Source organism: Hyphomonas oceanitis, assembly GCF_036964545.1.
Lineage (GTDB): Bacteria > Pseudomonadota > Alphaproteobacteria > Caulobacterales > Hyphomonadaceae > Hyphomonas > Hyphomonas oceanitis.
Window position 1 is genome coordinate 147,140 of record NZ_JBALTL010000003.1, and the last position, 17,669, is coordinate 164,808.

The window sequence follows — 17,669 nt, forward strand, 5'->3', positions numbered from 1 at the left end:
CTTGATATCCTAATGCGGGTCATGCGCGATGAACAGGGTCGGCACATTCAGCGTGCCATTGCGAAGGGTGAAGACAGTGCTGCCCGGCTTGCGGCCCTTGCGCTGTTCGGACACGTCAAAGCCCGCATCCAGCAGGCGCTCATGGGCGGCGGCCAGATCCGCCACTTCCCATGTCAGGCCCCAGATGGAATCCGGACCGGCAGGGTCTGGTGTCTCGCCAAGCCGGTTGATCACCTCGAAGGTCAGCCCGCCGGTGCGGAAGAACAGGAAGCGCGTCTTCCATTCGGGCGCCGTGCGATCAAGCGCCAGATCGAGTCCCAAGCGCGCGCCATAGAGCGCTGCCGCCCGGTCGGGATTGGGCGTGTTGATGACGATATGGTCCAGCCCCGACACGGCATCATCCGGCGCATCCATGGGCTCCAGCTCGCCGGTCTGATGCTCGATCAGGAACGTGCGTATGCCGCCTGTCTCATCATCGGAACACCGAAACCGCCGCCAGTTGCGCGTTTTGCCTGCAATGTCGCTCGTGCTGTCGCCCGGCATGATCTCGTGCGGCTTCAGTCCGCGCCGGGTCAGGCGGTGATGGGCATGCTCGATATCGCCGGTGCGGAAGGCAAGGCTCTTCAGGCCCGGCCCGTCGTCGGAAATGATTTCACCGAGCCGCTGCGCCAGTGGCCCGTCGCCATGCGGCGCCATCAATTCCAGCGCCGTATTGTTTACGCGGAAGATCGCCGTCGCCGCCCCATCTGCAGAGACCGCCTCCCAATCCGGCGCGCGGCCAAGCAGCGCCGTATAGACGGCGGCGCCCGACGCAATCTCCGGGCAGACCAGAACAATATGGTCCAGCCCCGTGATCATGCCTTGGCGCTTTCCTTCGGCAGGGCCGCGTCAACGCTCTTGAAACGGGGCAGGGCCTCAACGCGCGACATCCAGCGGCGCACGTGCGGATAGGCGCCGAGATCGATTTGCGCCTGCGGTGCATAGGCGACAATGCCGTAGATATCGAGGTCCGCGATGGTCACGCCGCCGCCAACCAGCCAATCGCGTCCGTCCAGCAGGCCGTTCAATTCCTTCAGCGCACCATTGGCCGCGTTGAGATTCGCTTCGGCGACCTGCTCGGGGAAGGTGAAGAAGCCGAGCTTCATGGCGCGCGTGCGGTAGATGCCGGTCGTCAGCTGGCCTGCGCCCCAAAGCTGCCACTCGCGGGCGCGCAGGCGCTCTGCCCGGTCCTTGCCACCGAACTGGCCCGTTTCGTCGGCCAGATAGTCTAGAATGACGGATGACTGGCAAAGGCACATATCCTTCTCGTGATCTTCCAGAACCGGCACCTGACCGTAGCGATTCTTCGCAAGAAAAGCGTCGGCCTTGTGGGCGCCGGAGCGCAGGTCGACATGGACATAATCATAGGGCGTACCCGTCAGGTTCAGCATCAGGCCGACTTTATAGGTCGGGCCGGAGGCGAAGATGCCGTGCAATGTGTATCGGGTCATGTCGCGTTTCCTCGCTTGAGTGGCCTCATTATGTGCGAGGACCGTGCACTTTGAAATCGCATTATCCGGGTGTTGCCCGAGCGTTTAGCCGAGCACGCCATTGATCGCAGCCCGCGCCGCCAGCGCCGGACTCATCAAATGCGTCCGACCACCTCGGCCCTGACGGCCTTCGAAATTGCGATTCGAGGTCGATGCGCAGCGCTCGCCCGGCGACAGGATATCCGGGTTCATGCCGAGGCACATGGAACAGCCCGGCTCACGCCATTCAAATCCGGCTTCCATCAGGATAATATCAAGCCCTTCGGCTTCGGCCTGTGCCCGCACGAGACCAGAGCCTGGCACGACCATGGCGCGCACGCCCTCGGCCACATGATGGCCCTTGGCGACATCGGCCGCCGCGCGCAGGTCTTCGATCCGGCTATTCGTGCACGAGCCGATGAAGACACGCTGCACCGGCGTCCCGGCAATCGGCACGCCCGCCTCAAGGCCCATATAATCCAGCGCCCGCTCGGCGGCAGCCCGCTTCACAGGATCAGCAATCTCTTCCGGCACAGGTGTCTTGCCTGACAGAGGAATCGCCTGTTCCGGGCTCGTGCCCCAGGTAATCGTGGGCTCAACCGACGCGCCATCAATCCGGATCACTGTGTCCCAGGTCGCATCATCATCGGAATGGAGCGTCTTCCAGTAGCTTTCGGCCACGTCCCACGCGCCAGCTTTCGGGCTCGCCGGGCGGCCCTTCATGTAGTCGAATGTCTTTTCATCCGGCGCGATCAGGCCGGCGCGCGCGCCGCCTTCAATGGCCAGGTTGCACAGCGTCATCCGCGCTTCCATCGACAGGGCCTTGATCGCCTCGCCGCGATACTCGATCACATAGCCTGTGCCACCGGCTGTACCGGTCTGCGCAATAATGTGCAGCGCGAGATCCTTCGCCGTTACGCCATCGCGCAGCTTGCCCGTCACTTCCACGGCCATGTTCTGCATCTTGCGGGCCCGCAACGTCTGCGTGGCCAGTACGTGTTCGACTTCAGACGTACCAATGCCGTGCGCCAGCGCACCGAAGGCGCCGTGCGTGGATGTATGGCTGTCACCGCACACGATGGTCATGCCGGGCTGCGTGCGCCCCTGCTCAGGGCCAACAACATGGACGATACCATTGCGGATATCGCCCATGGGAAAATATTCGATGCCATATTCGGCCACGTTCCGCGTCAGCGTCTCCAGCTGGTTGCGCGCTTCGGGGTCTTTCACGCCGGCAAGACCCGCCGCCTGGTTCTCGGTCGGCGTATTGTGGTCGGCCACGGCCAGCGTCAGGTCGGTCCGGCGCACCTTGCGGCCAGCGAGCTTCAGCCCGTCAAAAGCCTGCGGGGTGGTCACTTCATGAATAAGGTGCAGGTCGATATAGAGCATGCTCTCGCCCGACGCTGCATCCGTGTGGACGACATGCGCGTCCCAAATCTTGTCATAAAGTGTCTTGCCGGCCATTGATCCTGCCTATCCTCGTGTTCGCGGCGCACCATAGCGATAGATATGTACGATGGAAGCCCGGTCTACTGCCGGGCTGAGCCTGATATATCCCCAAACGCGAAAAATTCGCCGAATCTGTAGTATTGGCACGCAGTTTGTAGAGACAGCCGGGAGCGCTTTGTCCTTTGTCTCGAATTGGACCTAAGCAAATTCAGTCTGATCCCGAGGCCAAAGCATGCCGTCTACCCACACGCCCGCCAGCAACGTCCTGTCCCTTCGTGCGAAGGCCCCTGCATCACCGTGCAAGATCGTTTTTGTCACACATGGCGAAGGGCGCGGCCGCACTGTCGCGACAGACATGGCCTTCATGGACCGCCTGCGCGAGAACGACCCCGAAATGGTCAGCCAGATCCGCACCCACCGGACAGGCAGCGGCCCTTTTGACTTCCGGGACGTCGGCCTGATCGTGTTCTGGCTGGGTGACCCGCTGCGCCAGAAATACCCGCAATGCTATGCCGAAGCTGTCCAGATCGAAGCGACCGCCAGCATTTACGGCATCCGCGTCATCAACTCGCCCTTCGGGCTCAGCAACACATCCAAAGCCGACCAGGCCCGGATCTGGAACCCCGCTGGCTTGCCCAGCGCCAAGGCAGAGCGGGCCGACTGCGCCGAAGACCTGCCTGCCACAGCCAGCAAAGTCGGGTTTCCGTGCATCATCCGGTCAGACGATGTCCATTGCCAGCGCGGCGTCGCGATCGCCCATTGCGCGGAAGACGTCGCCCGCGTCGCCGCCACGATCTCATTCCCGGCCGCCGTGATCGCTTTTATTGACGTGCAAGCCAGCTGGCGCGCGACAGGCGATGAAACCAGCCTGTTCAGCCGCTACCATCACAAGGCCCGCGCCATCGTTTTTGGCGGTGAGGTCAAAGCGAGCCATCTCTTCTTCTCGACTGACCGCATTGTCGGCCTCTCGAACTCGGTCTTTGCCCGCGAGGATACACTGCGCCGCAATTTCGCCCGCCGTTTCGGTCTTGGCGCCCGCGTCGTCAGTGAAATGATCGATGCAGACCTCGCGCATTTCGACGCGCCAGTCGCCCACGCCGACCAGCTTGTCAAAGCCGTCGCCGCACTGGGCCTCGATTTTGCGGCCGTCGATTACAGCATCATGCCGGATGGTCAGCCCGTCATCTGGGAGGCAAACCCCTATTTCTACCTCCCCTCAGGCCAGCAAAGTGTCTTTTCCGCCGAACGCCAGGCCGTGCGACGCGTCGATGAGACATTCGACTGGATGGCCGCCCGCCTGAAAGCCGAATTCGAAGGCGCCCTCAGCGCAGGTGACAAATCCTATGCGGAGCCTGAGATGGTCCTGCTCAGCGCCGCCAACTGACATCAACCCGCGGCCAGGCTCACAGCCTGCGAGGGGGCGGCAGGCAGACATTTCAAGCCCCGCAACGTCTCCCGCAGCGCCTCATCCAGAGGCGTGTGAGGTTCGCTGCCAAGCCGGCTGACCAGCTTTGAATTGTCGAGCCGGACCGGGACAGTCCAGAGATACTGCATCTCGGCCATTTCCCGGAGCAGTGACACGAATGGCTTCAGCAAATGCAGCACCGGCCATGGGAAACGCTTGATCGGCGCATCCGGCACGCCCGCGACAATCCTCAAACGTTCCGCCATCTCACGTCCATCCTCGAACCAGTGACCGTTGAAGTGGAAGGCTTCGAATGCGGCTAGTTCGCCACCTCGGTCGACAAGGCGAGCCACCGTCTCTGCGAAATCGGGCAGGTAGGCCCAGGCATGGCCGACCCCCGGCTTGCCGGGCTGGGTAATTGAACGGACGGGCTGTCCCGGCTTGATCATGCCCTGGGCGAGCCAGGAATTGCCGGTATTGGGTCCAAAAAAGTCCCCGGCACGCACCACAAGGACATTCACACCGGTCTCACCCGCCCGGCGAAGGCGCGCCTCCATCTCCACACGTATCGCCCCTTTGCGGGTTTTCGGATTCTGCGGGGACATTTCGCGAAGCAGCGGGAAAGCATCAGGCCCGTAATTATAGACCGTGCCTGGCAGCACGATCCGCGCATTGTTCGCCCGGGCGGCCGCGATCGTATTATCAATCATGGGCAGGACAAGCTTACCCCAATTGCGATATCCCGGCGGGTTCACTGCATGCACGATCAGGTCGGCATTTGTTGCCGCCATCATCACGTCTTCCGCCTTCATGGCATCGCCCTGGATCCAGTCGGCATCCGGAATGAGCGAGGACACATCGTCCGGGCGGCGATGCATTGCGCGTATCTGCCAGCCATGCGCCCTTAGCGCGCGGGCAATTTCAAATCCGGCGCCACCCGTTGCGCCAAGTATCAGGGCTGTTCGTGTGTGGGTCATGTCGATCTCCTGTTCTGGTGTCAGTCAGAAGATGAGGCCACGCTGCACTAAAAGAAATTGCGGTAATATCTATAGTCGCTAAACATTATTTATGGATCAGGCTTCTCTCTCGTGGGATCATTGCCGCTCCCTGCTCAGCGTGTACCGCACAGGCAGCCTGTCAGCGGCCGCCCGCACCTTGGGCGTGACGCAGCCAACGATTGCCCGCCATATCGAACAGCTCGAAAGCGTGCTTGGCGGCGCCGCCCTGTTCACCCGGTCGCCACAGGGTCTTGCCCCGACAGATGCAGTTGAAGCCCTGATGCCCCATGCGCTCTCCATGGAAGCCTCTGCCGCCGCCATGGTCCGCGCCGCGTCGGGTCCGGATGACGCCCTGACAGGCGCAATCCGGATCACCGCGAGTGAAGTAATCGGCATTGAAGTCCTGCCACCGATCCTTGCCACTATCGGCGCCGAGCACCCCGGGCTTGCCTTCGAGCTGGTGGCCTCAAATGAAACGGCTGACCTGCTGCGCCGCGACGCCGACATTGCCGTGCGCATGGTGCAGCCGAGCCAGGGCGCGCTGATCGCGCGCAAGATTGGCGATATCGAACTCGGCATGTTTGCCCGCCGCGACTATCTGGAACGGCGCGGCACACCCGCTTCCCTGAATGACCTATCTGACCATGCGCTGATCGGCTTTGACCATGAAACAACCGGCGTCCAGAGCCTGCGCGCCAAAGGACTGGCCCTCCATCGCGACATGTTTTCCCTGCGCACCGACAGCGACGTCGCCCAGTTCACTTCCCTTCGCGCCGGGCTCGGCATCGGTATTTGCCAGGTCGGGCTGATCGCGCATGATACGCGCTTTGTCCGCCTGTTTCAGGGCGACATGACATTCTCACTCGAAACCTGGGTCACCATGCATGAGGACCTGCGCGGCAGCAGGCGCATACGTCTCGTCTTCGATCATCTTGTCGAAGGGCTCACCCGCTACATGAAGCACGGGGCAGGGGCCTGAACGAAAAACGCCCCTGCCGGAAGGCAAGGGCGTTTTTGAAATCGTGAAAAGACGAGAAGCCTATTCTTCCGGAGCGGCCTCTGGAGCTTCAGCAGCAGCGGCAGCTTCTTCAGCGGCCTTGGCTTCGGCTTCTGCGGCAGCAGCAGCGGCCTTTTCGGCCTCAAGCTTTGCCTTGGCAGTGGCTTCGCGCTCGGCAGCAGCGGCTTCCTTGCGGGCAACCTTTTCTGCGTCCTTCTGACGGCGGCGCTCGGTTTTCGAGACAGCGATCTCGACAGCCTCGATGCCGTGACCGGTTGTACGCTCGGCAATACGGGCCGATTTACCGCGACGGTCGCGCAGGTAGTAAAGTTTCGCACGGCGCACGCGGCCCTTGCGCTTCACTTCGATCGACTCGATCAGTGGCGAGACCAGCGGGAAAACCCGCTCGACGCCTTCACCGAAGGAAATCTTGCGAACCGTGAAGCTTTCGCTCAGGCTGCCGCCCGAACGGGCAATGCAGACGCCTTCGAAGCGCTGGACGCGCTCGCGGTCGCCTTCCTTGATCTTTACGTTCACGGCAAGCGTGTCGCCTGGCGAGAAAGCCGGGATTTTTTTGTCACCGAGGACGCGGACGCGTTCTTCCGCCTCAAGCTGCTCAATCATGTTCATCGCCATTCTCCGGCGGTTGGAATTCGGGGGTCTTGGAGTAAGCGGCGTATAAATCGGGACGGCGCTGCTTTGTCAACGCCTTTGCGCTGTTGCGACGCCATTCTTCTATACGTTTATGATCGCCAGACAGGAGAACTTCCGGCGTAGGGCGTCCTTCCCACTCGCGCGGCATTGTATAGTGCGGGTGTTCCAGCAGGCCGTGCTCGAAGGATTCCTCCGTCAGCGACGCTTCATTCCCCGCCACACCGGGCAGCAAACGCACCGTCGCCTCGATGAAAGCCATGGCCGCAACCTCGCCCCCGGCCAGGACAAAATCGCCGAGCGACACTTCTTCCATGCCGCGCGCTTCAATCACGCGCTCATCCAGGCCTTCAAACCGTCCGCAGAAAAACACGACGCCGGGCCCCCTCGCCCATTCATGCGCCTTTGTCTGGTCAAACGGCTTGCCGCGCGGCGAGAGATAAACCAGCGGCCGCCCCTCCAGCGCTACGCTGTCGATCGCTGCGGCGGCGACATCCGGCCGGAGCACCATGCCGGCCCCGCCGCCCGCCGGCGTATCATCCACATTCCGGTGCTTGCCGACGCCAAAACTGCGCAGGTCTACCGTCTCGTGCGCCCACAGGCCCTTCTCCTCGGCGCGCCCCAGAATGGAGACGCCGAGCGGCCCGGGAAAGGCATCCGGTACAAGCGTGATGAGCGTGGCTTTGAACATGGGCCGCATCTAGCCCACTCCCGCCACCCAAGTCACCCCGCTTGGCCCGTTGACGCACGCACCCGCCCGGCGCTTGATGCCACTCAAATAACGGGGGGATACAGATGACACTCGACACCATCGCCACCATTGCCAACATCATGGCCTCCTGCGCCGTGGTCCTGACACTGGTATTCATCGGCCTGCAGCTGAACCAGAATGCACATCTGACGCGCATGGCCGCAGCGCAGACCTCCGCCCAGCTCCTGTCAGCCAATATGGGCCGCGTCACCGAAAGCGCCGACCTTGCCGAACTGCTCACGCGCGAGGATACCCCGGAAAGCTGGAGCCGCCCGGAATTCCTGCGGGTATCCAACTTCCTCAGCATTTCCTTCCGCCATTTCGAAGTCCTCCACACCCATCGCCGCTTCGGCGTCTTCGAGGATGAATTGTGGGAAGGCTCGGAGGCCCGCCTCAGGGAATCGCTAAGCGATGCGGGCATCCGCGCGTGGTGGGCCGAAAGCCGTATCGTTTATGCCCGCAGTTTCGTAAAATATGTCGACAGGCTCGCCGCAGAGCTCGAGGTCGCGCAGGCCATGTCCACAATGGGCCAGGACTAGGCCGCCAGCTCCACCGCGCGGCGGGACGTCACCTTGTTGCGACCGCCATTCTTTGACTGGAAGAGCGCCGCATCGGCGGTTTCAAGCACCATGTCGATCTGCGCGCCGGGTTTCATCAGGCAGGTCCCGAAGCTCGCCGTGATCGAGAAGGCTTCGCCCTTGCACTCCAGGTGGAGCGACGCGATACGCTCGCGGATGCGCTCACACACAAGAGCGGACTGTTCCAGTGTCACATTGCTGAGCAGGATCACGAATTCCTCCCCGCCCCAGCGCCCCAGCCGGTCGAAAGGCCCGCGCAGTTCAGCGAAAGCCGCCGCCGCAACTTCCTGCAGGACCAGATCGCCCGACTTGTGGCCGAACCTGTCATTGACGCGCTTGAAGTGGTCGAGATCGAACAGGACCAGGCCGGCCGTCTCATGTGTACGCCGCATGCGCTGGATCTCGTCTTCCAGCGCCTGCTTGAAGAAACGCCGATTATACAGGCCGGTCAGCGGATCGGTCGCCGCCAGCGCCTCAAGCCGCCGCTGATAATGCTTCAGGCGAAACTCATGCTGAGAGGCGATAACGCCGGTTGGAAGCGCCACGCAGGCTGAGATGAGAAGGTTGGTTAAAACGAACGCACGTGGATTGGTCGGCACGCCCAACTGGTACATAAGCATCGAGAACGTGAACGACAGACACAGGGCCGTAATTGCGACGAACGCAAAAAACAGCAATGAATCAAAGACGTCGCGTGAACGATTTGAGATGGGCATACTGACCTCCTCGTTTACATGCTTCTACATGTTACAAGCGAACATCCCGCGAATCCGGGCCCCGGATTTGCCGCTGCGGCGTTTACCATCTGGAAATCTTTGGCGCGCGATCTTGATCGCTCAACGGAAATCGGGGGAACCTGATGCGGGTTGAGGGCTTACGCGTCCAGCCGCCGCATATTCTTTGTCAGGCTGGCTTTCAGGAGAATACGAAATGGATACGACGAAGCGACACTTGCTGATGGGTGGCTCTGCCGCCATCCTCGCAACCGCGCTCAGCGGCTGCGGCACCCTTCTTTACCCGGAACGCAAGGGACAGAGCGGCGGTCGGATCGACCCTGCCGTGGCCATCCTGGACGGCGTCGGCCTGCTCCTGTTCCTCATCCCGGGCCTGATCGCCTTCGCCGTCGACTTCTCGAACGGCACGATCTACCTGCCGGGTGGTCGCCGCGCCGAAAAGGCCGATGATCTCTCGGAAGTGAAAGTGACCGCCGCGCTGACCAAGCCGGAAGTCGACCGAATCTGGACCGAAACCTATGGCCACGCCGCGCCCTTCGAGCTGTCCGAGCTTGAGCGCCGCCGCCTCAGCGACAAGTCGATGACCCTCGACACGGTCGCCAGCCTCGCCCGCAACGATTTCGCGCGCATCTGATCTGGTCAGGAAGCTGCGGATTCGTCTGCAGCTTCCGCCGCCCCCCAGCCATCCGCTCAGTCGCCCAGGGGCTCGCCGGGTTCCTGCGCCTTGCGGATGTCGGCCTGCAAGGCCTTGAGCCGCTCGTGATAGTGCTCGCCTTCCCCGAATTCCTCGAACCCGGCATAGCGTGCATGCGCGCCGATCACGCGCCGCGCCTGCTTGATCGGGCACCAGTATTGTTCCGTGCGGGATCCGACCTCGCGGACATAGGCGATGACGCCGTTCACATAGGAACAATAAGCGCAGTTCAGCTTTTCGATCATGTTCAGGTAGGCGAGGCCGCTTCGGTCGAACACGAGGTAGCGGTGGCGCCTAACCTGCGGGATGCCGTAAATACGAAAGCAGATGGCCTGGTAGATCGACACCCAGAGGTCGACGATCACAAACGGCACGATCAGGGAATAGATCACCGGCGCTGACAGCCAGACCAGCGGCCGCGCACTGAACAGGTAGCGCGCCACATGCGTGCGCAGCTCGCGATGGCGCCGCACCACTTCCTGTTCGAACAAGACCTTCCCGCGCTCAAGGCCGTACTGCAGCCCCGCCCGTTTCTTGGCCATTTCGGCTTCCAGCTCGATTTCGAGCGCGTGAAGTTTCGCGGAGATCTGCTCTATCGGGTTTGTCATGCCCACTTCGTTGCGCTCATCCCGCGATACTGACAAGCACAGGCTTGGCGCATTTGAATGCGGCCAGTCGCGAAACAGGCCGAACTTCCCATTCGTCACCATCGCATTCCCCCTGAAGTGCAGTGTGGTCGTCTCGCCTTTCGGGCTGTTCGGGTTGGCTACGTAGTGTCACCGGGGTGTTTACGGGCATTTTCCGGACTTTTATCCGTGCATTCTGAGGGCGTAAATTGCGCTGGAAGGACATGTTCTATACGTGAGGAGAGATGGCAAACACTCCGGCACTTTCTGTCCTGATTCCCTTCTTCAATGAGGAAGGCAACGTGCATCCCGTGATCGACGAGATTCACGCGGCGCTGGCCGGAATCGATTTCGAGATCATCTGCGTCAATGACTGTTCCGCTGACGCAACCAGCATGGAACTCGCCGAAGCCAAAGCCCGCCACCCGCATACGGTCGTGGTGCTCAATCATGTCGCCCGGCGCGGCAAGTCTGCCGCCCTCTTCAGCGGCCTGAGATCGGCACGCGGCGAATGGGTCCAGCTGCTGGATGGCGACGGTCAGAACGACCCGCACGACACGGCCCGCCTCTGGGCCGAGATTATCGCGCCCGGCGCCCCGGCGCGGCTCGGCATCATTGCCGGCAAGCGTAACAGCCGCAACGATTCAGGCTTCAAGTGGCTACAGTCGCGTGTGGCCAATGGCGTGCGCCGTTTCGTGCTGCGCGACGATGCGACAGACACAGGCTGTGGCTGGAAGCTGATCCGCACGCGGGCCTTCCGCGACCTGCCGTTTTTTGCCTCCATGCACCGTTTCCTGCCGGCCCTCATCAAGCGCGCCGGATGGGATGTCCGCGAGGAACTGGTCAATGACCGCGAGCGCCTGGCCGGCGTATCGAAATACGGATTTCTCGGCCGTCTCGGCGCAGGCGTGTTCGACCTTATCGGCATGTTCTGGCTGACGCGGCGCGGTGGCTACGGCATCCCGGCCGAATGGAACGACCCGCGCGCCAACTAGCCCATCAACGCCTTAGCGCTTGTCACCGCGCAGGGCCTTGTCGCGCGCCTTGATTCCAGCTGGCGAACGCGGATCGGCCCGTGGCTGTGACCGCTGCTGCCGCTGGACCGGCGCGGCCTGAACCTGTGGCCGCGGCTGGGGCGCCGCCCTGACAGGCGTCTGCACAGGGGCGGCGCGGGCAGGGGCCCGAACTTGCGGCGTAGGCGTCCTGACTTGCGGGGCAACCTTCACCGGTGCCCTCACGGGCTGGCGGGACTGCATCGCGGGCGTTTGTGGCAATACGCGCGGGCGTTCCTGGCTTTGCGGCTGGGGTCTGCGCTCAACCTGCCGGTCAGGCCGGGCCCGTTGTTGATCACTGCCGCGCCGGTCGCCTGCGTCACGGATGCGCGGCACGTCACGCCGGGTCGCATCGCCTCGCGGGCGTTCCTGCCGTGGGGGCTGTACCGTCTTGCTGATTGGATCTGGCGGCACGAAACCACGCTGTTCACGCGGCTGACGATTTCCCAATGTCGTGTCAGGCAGGGAAGGGACAACGCCGGGTGCGCCGGCAAGCGTGTCAGAAGCACGACCGCCGCCCGGGCGGCCCGGCCCGCCTTGGCCGCGATCACCGCGTTCGCCCCTGTCAGCCCGTGGCTGGTCGCCTCGGCCACCCCTGTCACGCCCGGCGGAATCATTGCCCCCGCGATGATCATTGTCGCCGCGGTGTCCGCGATCGCGTCCGTCGCCGCGATTGTCCCGGTCACCACCGACGGGGCGGATCGATGAAATATTGTCGTTGAGGCGGATGCCGTTCAGCTTGCCGGTCGAGGCGTCGATGATTTCGCAGCGGCCCTTGAAATTTGCGTGCTCGCAGACTTCCCATTTGCCGGACTTGATGTTCAGCGACGAGACATTGTCATTGAACCGGTAGCGGCTGAGATCGCTGACGCCGTGATTGATGCCAAGGGACGCGCCCCGGCCTTTGGAATCGACATACAGCGTCGCGTCCGCATCGCGCGCACCATAGTGTCCGCGCAGGGGCCTGGGCTTCCGGTGATAGGGGCGATAGGTGTTGTAACCACCGCGCGAATAGCCAAAGCCATATGGCCCGAAACCGGCCAGCGGGTCATAATATCCGTAAGACCTGTAAGCCGGTGAATAGCCGTAATGGTAGACCTGCACCCGCGTCGTCGCGCCATAACCGTGGGAATAGTTATCATACCCATACTGTGCGTCGTCTGCGTACCGGATATACCCGTTCTCATCCCGCACGAACATCAGCCCGTTCTCGGCATCAGTATACTCATAAATAGGCCTCACCGACGACACTTCGCCATCAAGGCCGAAATAGCGAAGGTCCGGCACGTCCTCGCGCAGGAACACGCAGCGCCCGGTAAAATCGCTATGTTCGCAAAGCTCCCAGGCGCCCGACAGCACGGCCACTGAGCGGGCACGGTCATTGAACTGGATATCCGGCAGGGAATAGATCGGGTCGAAAACGTTGACGGCGGGTCCGGTGTAATTCTCGCCGCCGAAGAGGATCAGCGCCGCCTCGTCCTGGACATCGTCGCCATACTGCGCCGCCGCCACACCAGTGATGGCGAAGGGAAGGGCGATCAGGGCGCCAAAGCGCAGGAGCGTGGCAAGCATGGCCAAAACCTCTCAGTTACAGATCGTAACATGGGGCATGACACCTGAACCATTCACAACATGCGCCGCGCGGGCTGTTATTGATCAGGCTCCGGCTCGCTCCAGCTGGCCAGATCGGGGATGCTTACGCGCCGCGTCTCAAAATCGATTTCAGGCACATCCGCCAGCGTGAACGGCACGAAGACACTGTGCCCACCCGTCAGCAGCTGCACTTCCAACAGATCATCCGCGCCGAAATTCTGCACCGATTTCACGCGCCCTGCGACGGCATCTCCCTCAGAGACAACATCAAGCCCGACAAGATCCTCAATATAGAACTCGTCCTCTTCCGCTTCGGGCAGCTGCGCGCGGGCGACATGCAGGAGGGCGCCTTTAAGCGCGTCCCATTCTTCCTTCTGCTTCTGCTCGCGTGTGGCGACGATGAAATGGTCATTGCCGGGCCGCGCCGACAGCGGCGTCAGCAGGACGCGGCCTGCGGCGTCAGTCAGCGGCCCATAGGTGAACAGGTCTTCCGGCTCGGCCGTGAAACTCTTCACGCGCACTTCACCGCGCACGCCATGGGCGCCCTTCAGGGCGCCCACAACGATCAGCTTGTCTTGAGATTTCGACGTCATGCCGCCTCTCTAGCCGCACTCTGCGCTGGAGAGAACAGCTGTTTACCGCCGCCAGCCGTCATGATGGCCATAATCGTTCCGCGCCCCGTAGCGGGTATCATAGCGACGGATCGACGAGATATTGTCGTTGAGACCAATCGGTCGCAAATCGCCCGACCCTTGGGAGATCACTTCGCAACGGCCCCTGTAATTGGCATGTTCGCACGCGAGCCACGTTCCGCGGGTCACAAGGATTGAACTCGCCTTGTCATTGAAGCGATAGGCCGACAGGTCAGCCACGTCCCGGTTAATTTCCACCGGGTCGCCGCGCAGTCCGCCACTCGAGAACAGAACAACATCTGCCGAGCCCCGACCATAATTTCCATTCCATCGGCGGCCATGATCACCGCGTCCACGGTCATAACCGGCCGGGCGGATGGACGAGATATTGTCGTTCAGGCGCAGGTCAGCGAGCCTCGAAACACTTGTATCGACTGTAGCGCAGCGGCCCTTGAAGTTCGCGTCAGAGCAGATTTCCCAGACACCTGAGCCGATGCTGATCGACGAGACACGGTCGTTGAAGCGAACGCGGGAGAGGTCTGGCACAGCGCCATTCACTTCCATGGCGTCGCCCCGGAAGTTTCCGTCGGCGTGAAGAACAGCGCCGCCGTGTCCGCCGCGATAAGCGTCACGATGCGGCGAGGCCTGCGCCGGCATGGCAAGGGCAGCAATTGTTGCGGCGACGAGCGCGCCATTTCGGTAGTGGGTCAACCTGTTCATAGCGGTCTCCTTTCGGTCAGCCTCATGTCTAGGCTAAGCGAACTGAACCGGGACAAGGTTCCCTGTTGCCCCTCGTTCAGGCCGCAAACGTGCGCCGGCCCAAACAGAAAAGGCCAGTGCGATCTGCACTGGCCCCTTCAGATACGATACAGGCGGAAAGCCTATTCCGAAGCTGTCTCTTCAGCAGCAGCTTCTTCAGCCGGTGCTTCCTCAGCAGGCGCGGCAGCCGCAGCCGCAGCGGCTTCAGCAGCGGCAGCAGCCGCTTCAGACGCAGCCGTCGCCTTGTCGGCGCGCTCTTTCACGCGGTCTTGGGCTTTCTTGCCTGGCTCGCCTTTTTTCGGGTTGCTGCCAGCGGTCCATGTGTAGATCGGTGCGGATTCGCCTTCGAGCGTGATCTGCGACAGGAAGCGGCCAACACGGTCAGTCGGCTGGGCGCCCTTCTTTAGCCATTCGGCAGCTTTCACGCCGTCAATCTTGACGCGCTCACCGGAATCTTTCGCAAGACGCGGGTCATAGACGCCGATTTTCTCGATGAAGCGACCGTCGCGTGGTGCGCGGGCGTCAGCGATGACAACCGAATAGAAAGGGCGTTTCTTGGACCCGCCACGGGCGAGTCGGATCTTGAGGGACATTGGGGTTACTCCTGTAAAGTGTCGTCTCTGGAATTAAAGTTCAGCTTCGTCGCTGCGGATCTGCTCATGGTGGCGGATCACTTCCGCCACGATGAAGGATAGGAATTTCTCGGCGAAGGCCGGGTCGAGGCCTGCGTCATTGGCGAGGCGCCGGAGGCGCTCGATCTGCTGGGCTTCCCGCGACTTGTCAGCGGGCGGCATATTGTGAAGCGCCTTCAGCTTGCCGACCTCCTTCGTGGCCTTGAAGCGCTCGGCCAGCGTGTGAACGAGGATCGCGTCCATATTGTCGATACTGGCGCGCAGCTGGTTCAGCTGGAACAGGGCAAGCGTGTTGTCTGCGTTCGTCATCTATTTCTTCTTTCCCCCTAGGCCCGGAAGGCCCCCCCCAAGACCGGGCAGTCCGCCCGGCATGCCGCCTGAGCCCATGCCCGGCGGCAATTGCCCACCACCCATGCGCGCAAGATCAGCCGGTGACATGCCAGCCTGAGAGGCCGCACCCATCATCGCTTTCATGCCGCCTTTGGTGCGCATCTTCTTCATCATGCCGGCCATCTGCTGGTGCATCTTCAGCAGCTTGTTCACTTCCTGAACCGATGTGCCCGAGCCTGCGGCGATCCGCTTGCGGCGCGACGCATTGAGAACCGCCGGCTTGCGGCGTTCCTGCTTGGTCATCGACAGGATGATCGCTTCCTGGCGCTTCAGCACATTGTCATCGAGATTGGCGCCGGCCATGGCTTCCTTGGCTTTGCGCGCACCGGGCATCATGCCCATGATGCCGCCAAGGCCGCCCATACGCTGCATCTGGCGCAGCTGGTCGGCCATGTCTTCGAGGTCGAATTCGCCTTTCTTGAGCTTCGCGGCCATGCGCTCGGCTTTTTCGGCGTCCATCTGCTCGGAGGCTTTTTCGACAAGGCTGACAATGTCGCCCTGACCGAGGATGCGGCCTGCCACGCGGCTCGCATCGAATGCATCGAGCCCGTCGAGCTTTTCGCCCACGCCGAGGAACTTGATCGGCAGGCCGGTAACCGCGCGCATGGAAAGCGCCGCGCCGCCGCGACCGTCGCCGTCCATCCGTGTCAGCACAAGGCCGGTCAGCGGCAGGCGCTCATGGAAACGGCGTGCGGTTTCCACGGCATCCTGACCCGTCAGGGCGTCAGCGACCAGAAGCGTCTCGGACGGCTTGGCGATGTCGGCAATCTCGGCCGCTTCGCTCATCATCTGCTCGTCGATTGTCGTGCGGCCGGCAGTATCGAGGATCAGGACATCATAACCGCCGATCTTCGCGGCCTGTACGGCGCGGCGGGCAATATCCGCCGGCAGCTGGCCTTCGATGATCGGCAGGGAGGAAACATTCTCGCCACACTGGTCGGCAAGGATCGCCAGCTGCTGCATGGCCGCGGGGCGGCGCACGTCGAGCGAGGCGAGCAACACGCGCTTGCGCTGTTTTTCCGACAGGCGTTTCGCGATCTTGGCCGTCGTGGTCGTCTTACCCGAGCCCTGAAGGCCAGCCATCATGATCGTCGCGGGCGGGTTGTCGACGCGCAGGCCGGTTTCAGCCTCCGTCCCACCCAGCATTTCGACCAGACCGTCATAGACGATCTTGACCACTTGCTGGCCAGGCTTCACCGAGCGGACGACTTCCTCGCCAACGGCGCGGGTGCGCACGCTGTCGATGAAATCCTTGACCACGGGCAGGGCAACGTCGGCCTCGAGCAAGGCCACACGGATTTCACGCAGCGCGGCATTCACGTCCTTTTCGGACAGCGCGCCGCGGCCGGTCAGGCCGTCGAAAATACCGCCAAGACGATCGCTCAAAGCGTCGAACATGTGCCACTCCTTTACCATTTGTCTGTGAGGACAGACATAGGCGCTCAAACCGAACGCACAAAGCATGAAGCCCCGCTGAGCGAACCTTCGCCGGGCGGGGGGCCTCGCTGACCTCATGGATCAGTCAAAGCGCGCTTCTGTATTTTGCGCGGATGTAGCGGCGCCTAAAGCATGAGGGGCCCGCTAGGTCAAGCCAGCTGCATCTCTGCGACCCGGTCCTTCAGGAGGTCGATGGCCCCGCGGATCTCGGCATCCACGAGCGAAAGCACCGCCAGGTCGCCCCAGGATCCGTCCGCGAGGCGCACATACCGGCGCAATACGCCTTCCTTACGAGCCCCCAGCCGCTCAAGCGCCCTGATCGCGCGTTCATTGGCCGCCGCAATCGGGAACTCAATCCGGCGCATACGGGCACCGAACGCCCGGCCAATCATCGCCATTTGTGTCGCCACAGGCACGACCGTGCCCCGCATATCCGGCGGGTGCCATATATAGCCTACACCGACACGTCGATGTGTGCGCGATACGTCGAGATACGCAATGACCCCAGCAAACGCGCCGTCAGACTGCCGGGTAACAGAAAAGGGAATAATGGTTCCCTGTTGCTTCAGCGCCAGCATGAAATCGAAATAGGCGTGGAAGCTCGTGCCCGTGGGTATAACGGGCATCCAGTCCCACATGGATTTCACCGCACCGGACGCTTCGAGCCGCGCACGGTCGCTCTCCTCCAGCAGATCCAGCCGGACCACGTCGTTGTGAAAGTCCTTTTCGTCGAGGCGCATGCCCCAAAGGTCTCACGGATTGAGAAACTGGCAAGCCCCTCGC

General features: G+C 62.3%; 20 protein-coding genes. 5 read left to right on the plus strand and 15 right to left on the minus strand.

Features of this window, described 5'->3' with window-relative positions; translation table 11 throughout:
* Positions 1-9: 9 nt before the first annotated feature.
* The 3 genes from V7651_RS09860 to leuC form a co-directional block, all read right to left on the minus strand.
* Positions 10-858, minus strand: coding sequence for a VOC family protein (locus V7651_RS09860; RefSeq protein ID WP_335590298.1), 849 nt, complete (start codon positions 856-858; stop codon positions 10-12).
* Positions 855-1,490: a glutathione S-transferase family protein gene (locus V7651_RS09865; protein ID WP_335613095.1), complete on the minus strand. Its 636-nt coding sequence runs from the start codon at positions 1,488-1,490 to the stop codon at positions 855-857. The genes V7651_RS09860 and V7651_RS09865 overlap by 4 nt, the downstream gene beginning before the upstream one ends.
* A gap of 84 nt (positions 1,491-1,574) precedes the next feature.
* Positions 1,575-2,972, minus strand: a complete 1,398-nt coding sequence (gene leuC / locus V7651_RS09870; RefSeq protein WP_335613096.1) for a 3-isopropylmalate dehydratase large subunit — start codon at positions 2,970-2,972, stop codon at positions 1,575-1,577.
* Positions 2,973-3,189: 217 nt separating this feature from the next.
* On the opposite strand from leuC, the gene V7651_RS09875 reads away from it, so the two are divergent.
* Positions 3,190-4,341, plus strand: a complete 1,152-nt coding sequence (locus V7651_RS09875; protein WP_335613097.1) for an ATP-grasp domain-containing protein — start codon at positions 3,190-3,192, stop codon at positions 4,339-4,341.
* A 2-nt stretch (positions 4,342-4,343) separates the two neighbouring features.
* Here V7651_RS09875 and V7651_RS09880 read toward each other — a convergent pair whose 3' ends face one another.
* Entirely contained in the window at positions 4,344-5,339 is a 996-nt protein-coding gene (locus V7651_RS09880; RefSeq protein WP_335613098.1) for an NAD-dependent epimerase/dehydratase family protein, read from the minus strand.
* A gap of 91 nt (positions 5,340-5,430) precedes the next feature.
* On the opposite strand from V7651_RS09880, the gene V7651_RS09885 reads away from it, so the two are divergent.
* A complete protein-coding gene (locus tag V7651_RS09885) occupies positions 5,431-6,339 on the plus strand; it encodes a LysR family transcriptional regulator (RefSeq protein WP_335613099.1) in 909 nt (302 codons plus the stop codon).
* A 60-nt stretch (positions 6,340-6,399) separates the two neighbouring features.
* Here V7651_RS09885 and rplS read toward each other — a convergent pair whose 3' ends face one another.
* Positions 6,400-6,987 carry a 50S ribosomal protein L19 gene (gene rplS / locus V7651_RS18685; RefSeq protein ID WP_035538521.1) on the minus strand — a complete coding sequence of 196 codons (588 nt, stop codon included), beginning with the start codon at positions 6,985-6,987 and terminating at the stop codon, positions 6,400-6,402.
* Entirely contained in the window at positions 6,974-7,699 is a 726-nt protein-coding gene (gene trmD, locus V7651_RS09895) for a tRNA (guanosine(37)-N1)-methyltransferase TrmD (RefSeq protein ID WP_418887239.1), read from the minus strand. The genes rplS and trmD overlap by 14 nt, the downstream gene beginning before the upstream one ends.
* Before the next feature lie 104 nt (positions 7,700-7,803).
* Here trmD and V7651_RS09900 point away from each other — a divergent pair, with 104 nt between their 5' ends.
* Positions 7,804-8,298, plus strand: coding sequence for a hypothetical protein (locus V7651_RS09900; protein ID WP_035538519.1), 495 nt, complete (start codon positions 7,804-7,806; stop codon positions 8,296-8,298).
* On the opposite strand, the gene V7651_RS09905 is transcribed toward V7651_RS09900, so the two are convergent.
* Positions 8,295-9,053, minus strand: coding sequence for a GGDEF domain-containing protein (locus V7651_RS09905; RefSeq protein WP_051624786.1), 759 nt, complete (start codon positions 9,051-9,053; stop codon positions 8,295-8,297). The genes V7651_RS09900 and V7651_RS09905 overlap by 4 nt on opposite strands.
* A 214-nt stretch (positions 9,054-9,267) precedes the next feature.
* On the opposite strand from V7651_RS09905, the gene V7651_RS09910 reads away from it, so the two are divergent.
* Positions 9,268-9,705 (plus strand): hypothetical protein, encoded by a 438-nt coding sequence (locus V7651_RS09910; RefSeq protein WP_335590291.1) that lies wholly within the window; start codon positions 9,268-9,270, stop codon positions 9,703-9,705.
* A 56-nt stretch (positions 9,706-9,761) separates the two neighbouring features.
* On the opposite strand, the gene V7651_RS09915 is transcribed toward V7651_RS09910, so the two are convergent.
* Positions 9,762-10,373 carry a hypothetical protein gene (locus tag V7651_RS09915; RefSeq protein WP_335613101.1) on the minus strand — a complete coding sequence of 204 codons (612 nt, stop codon included), beginning with the start codon at positions 10,371-10,373 and terminating at the stop codon, positions 9,762-9,764.
* A 263-nt stretch (positions 10,374-10,636) separates the two neighbouring features.
* Here V7651_RS09915 and V7651_RS09920 point away from each other — a divergent pair, with 263 nt between their 5' ends.
* A complete protein-coding gene (locus V7651_RS09920) occupies positions 10,637-11,386 on the plus strand; it encodes a glycosyltransferase family 2 protein (protein ID WP_335613102.1) in 750 nt (249 codons plus the stop codon).
* A 12-nt stretch (positions 11,387-11,398) separates the two neighbouring features.
* On the opposite strand, the gene V7651_RS09925 is transcribed toward V7651_RS09920, so the two are convergent.
* From V7651_RS09925 to V7651_RS09955, 7 genes are all read right to left on the minus strand, one after another.
* Positions 11,399-13,015 carry a beta/gamma crystallin-related protein gene (locus V7651_RS09925; RefSeq protein ID WP_335613103.1) on the minus strand — a complete coding sequence of 539 codons (1,617 nt, stop codon included), beginning with the start codon at positions 13,013-13,015 and terminating at the stop codon, positions 11,399-11,401.
* 77 nt (positions 13,016-13,092) lie between these two features.
* Positions 13,093-13,629, minus strand: coding sequence for a ribosome maturation factor RimM (rimM, locus tag V7651_RS09930; RefSeq protein WP_035538513.1), 537 nt, complete (start codon positions 13,627-13,629; stop codon positions 13,093-13,095).
* 42 nt (positions 13,630-13,671) lie between these two features.
* Positions 13,672-14,388, minus strand: coding sequence for a beta/gamma crystallin-related protein (locus V7651_RS09935; protein WP_335613104.1), 717 nt, complete (start codon positions 14,386-14,388; stop codon positions 13,672-13,674).
* Between the two features lie 161 nt (positions 14,389-14,549).
* Complete coding sequence (gene rpsP, locus V7651_RS09940; protein WP_035538511.1) at positions 14,550-15,020, minus strand: 30S ribosomal protein S16; 471 nt, start codon at positions 15,018-15,020, stop codon at positions 14,550-14,552.
* 33 nt (positions 15,021-15,053) lie between these two features.
* A complete protein-coding gene (locus V7651_RS09945; RefSeq protein ID WP_034737740.1) occupies positions 15,054-15,368 on the minus strand; it encodes a chorismate mutase in 315 nt (104 codons plus the stop codon).
* Positions 15,369-16,847 carry a signal recognition particle protein gene (gene ffh / locus V7651_RS09950; protein WP_035538508.1) on the minus strand — a complete coding sequence of 493 codons (1,479 nt, stop codon included), beginning with the start codon at positions 16,845-16,847 and terminating at the stop codon, positions 15,369-15,371.
* A gap of 188 nt (positions 16,848-17,035) precedes the next feature.
* A complete protein-coding gene (locus V7651_RS09955; RefSeq protein WP_335613105.1) occupies positions 17,036-17,626 on the minus strand; it encodes a GNAT family N-acetyltransferase in 591 nt (196 codons plus the stop codon).
* Between the last annotated feature and the right edge of the window lie 43 nt (positions 17,627-17,669).

Bases quoted from the DNA above. Each gene is read 5' to 3' on its own strand.
- rpsP (WP_035538511.1), bottom strand. From the start codon at position 15,020: ATGTCCCTCAAGATCCGACTCGCCCGTGGCGGGTCCAAGAAACGCCCT.
- ffh (WP_035538508.1), bottom strand. From the start codon at position 16,847: ATGTTCGACGCTTTGAGCGATCGTCTTGGCGGTATTTTCGACGGCCTG.
- V7651_RS09885 (WP_335613099.1), top strand. From the start codon at position 5,431: ATGGATCAGGCTTCTCTCTCGTGGGATCATTGCCGCTCCCTGCTCAGC.
- leuC (WP_335613096.1), bottom strand. From the start codon at position 2,972: ATGGCCGGCAAGACACTTTATGACAAGATTTGGGACGCGCATGTCGTC.
- V7651_RS09915 (WP_335613101.1), bottom strand. From the start codon at position 10,373: ATGACAAACCCGATAGAGCAGATCTCCGCGAAACTTCACGCGCTCGAA.
- V7651_RS09935 (WP_335613104.1), bottom strand. From the start codon at position 14,388: ATGAACAGGTTGACCCACTACCGAAATGGCGCGCTCGTCGCCGCAACA.
- V7651_RS09910 (WP_335590291.1), top strand. From the start codon at position 9,268: ATGGATACGACGAAGCGACACTTGCTGATGGGTGGCTCTGCCGCCATC.
- V7651_RS09925 (WP_335613103.1), bottom strand. From the start codon at position 13,015: ATGCTTGCCACGCTCCTGCGCTTTGGCGCCCTGATCGCCCTTCCCTTC.
- trmD (WP_418887239.1), bottom strand. From the start codon at position 7,699: ATGTTCAAAGCCACGCTCATCACGCTTGTACCGGATGCCTTTCCCGGG.
- rplS (WP_035538521.1), bottom strand. From the start codon at position 6,987: ATGAACATGATTGAGCAGCTTGAGGCGGAAGAACGCGTCCGCGTCCTC.
- V7651_RS09905 (WP_051624786.1), bottom strand. From the start codon at position 9,053: ATGCCCATCTCAAATCGTTCACGCGACGTCTTTGATTCATTGCTGTTT.
- rimM (WP_035538513.1), bottom strand. From the start codon at position 13,629: ATGACGTCGAAATCTCAAGACAAGCTGATCGTTGTGGGCGCCCTGAAG.
- V7651_RS09900 (WP_035538519.1), top strand. From the start codon at position 7,804: ATGACACTCGACACCATCGCCACCATTGCCAACATCATGGCCTCCTGC.
- V7651_RS09875 (WP_335613097.1), top strand. From the start codon at position 3,190: ATGCCGTCTACCCACACGCCCGCCAGCAACGTCCTGTCCCTTCGTGCG.
- V7651_RS09920 (WP_335613102.1), top strand. From the start codon at position 10,637: ATGGCAAACACTCCGGCACTTTCTGTCCTGATTCCCTTCTTCAATGAG.
- V7651_RS09880 (WP_335613098.1), bottom strand. From the start codon at position 5,339: ATGACCCACACACGAACAGCCCTGATACTTGGCGCAACGGGTGGCGCC.
- V7651_RS09945 (WP_034737740.1), bottom strand. From the start codon at position 15,368: ATGACGAACGCAGACAACACGCTTGCCCTGTTCCAGCTGAACCAGCTG.
- V7651_RS09860 (WP_335590298.1), bottom strand. From the start codon at position 858: ATGATCACGGGGCTGGACCATATTGTTCTGGTCTGCCCGGAGATTGCG.
- V7651_RS09865 (WP_335613095.1), bottom strand. From the start codon at position 1,490: ATGACCCGATACACATTGCACGGCATCTTCGCCTCCGGCCCGACCTAT.
- V7651_RS09955 (WP_335613105.1), bottom strand. From the start codon at position 17,626: ATGCGCCTCGACGAAAAGGACTTTCACAACGACGTGGTCCGGCTGGAT.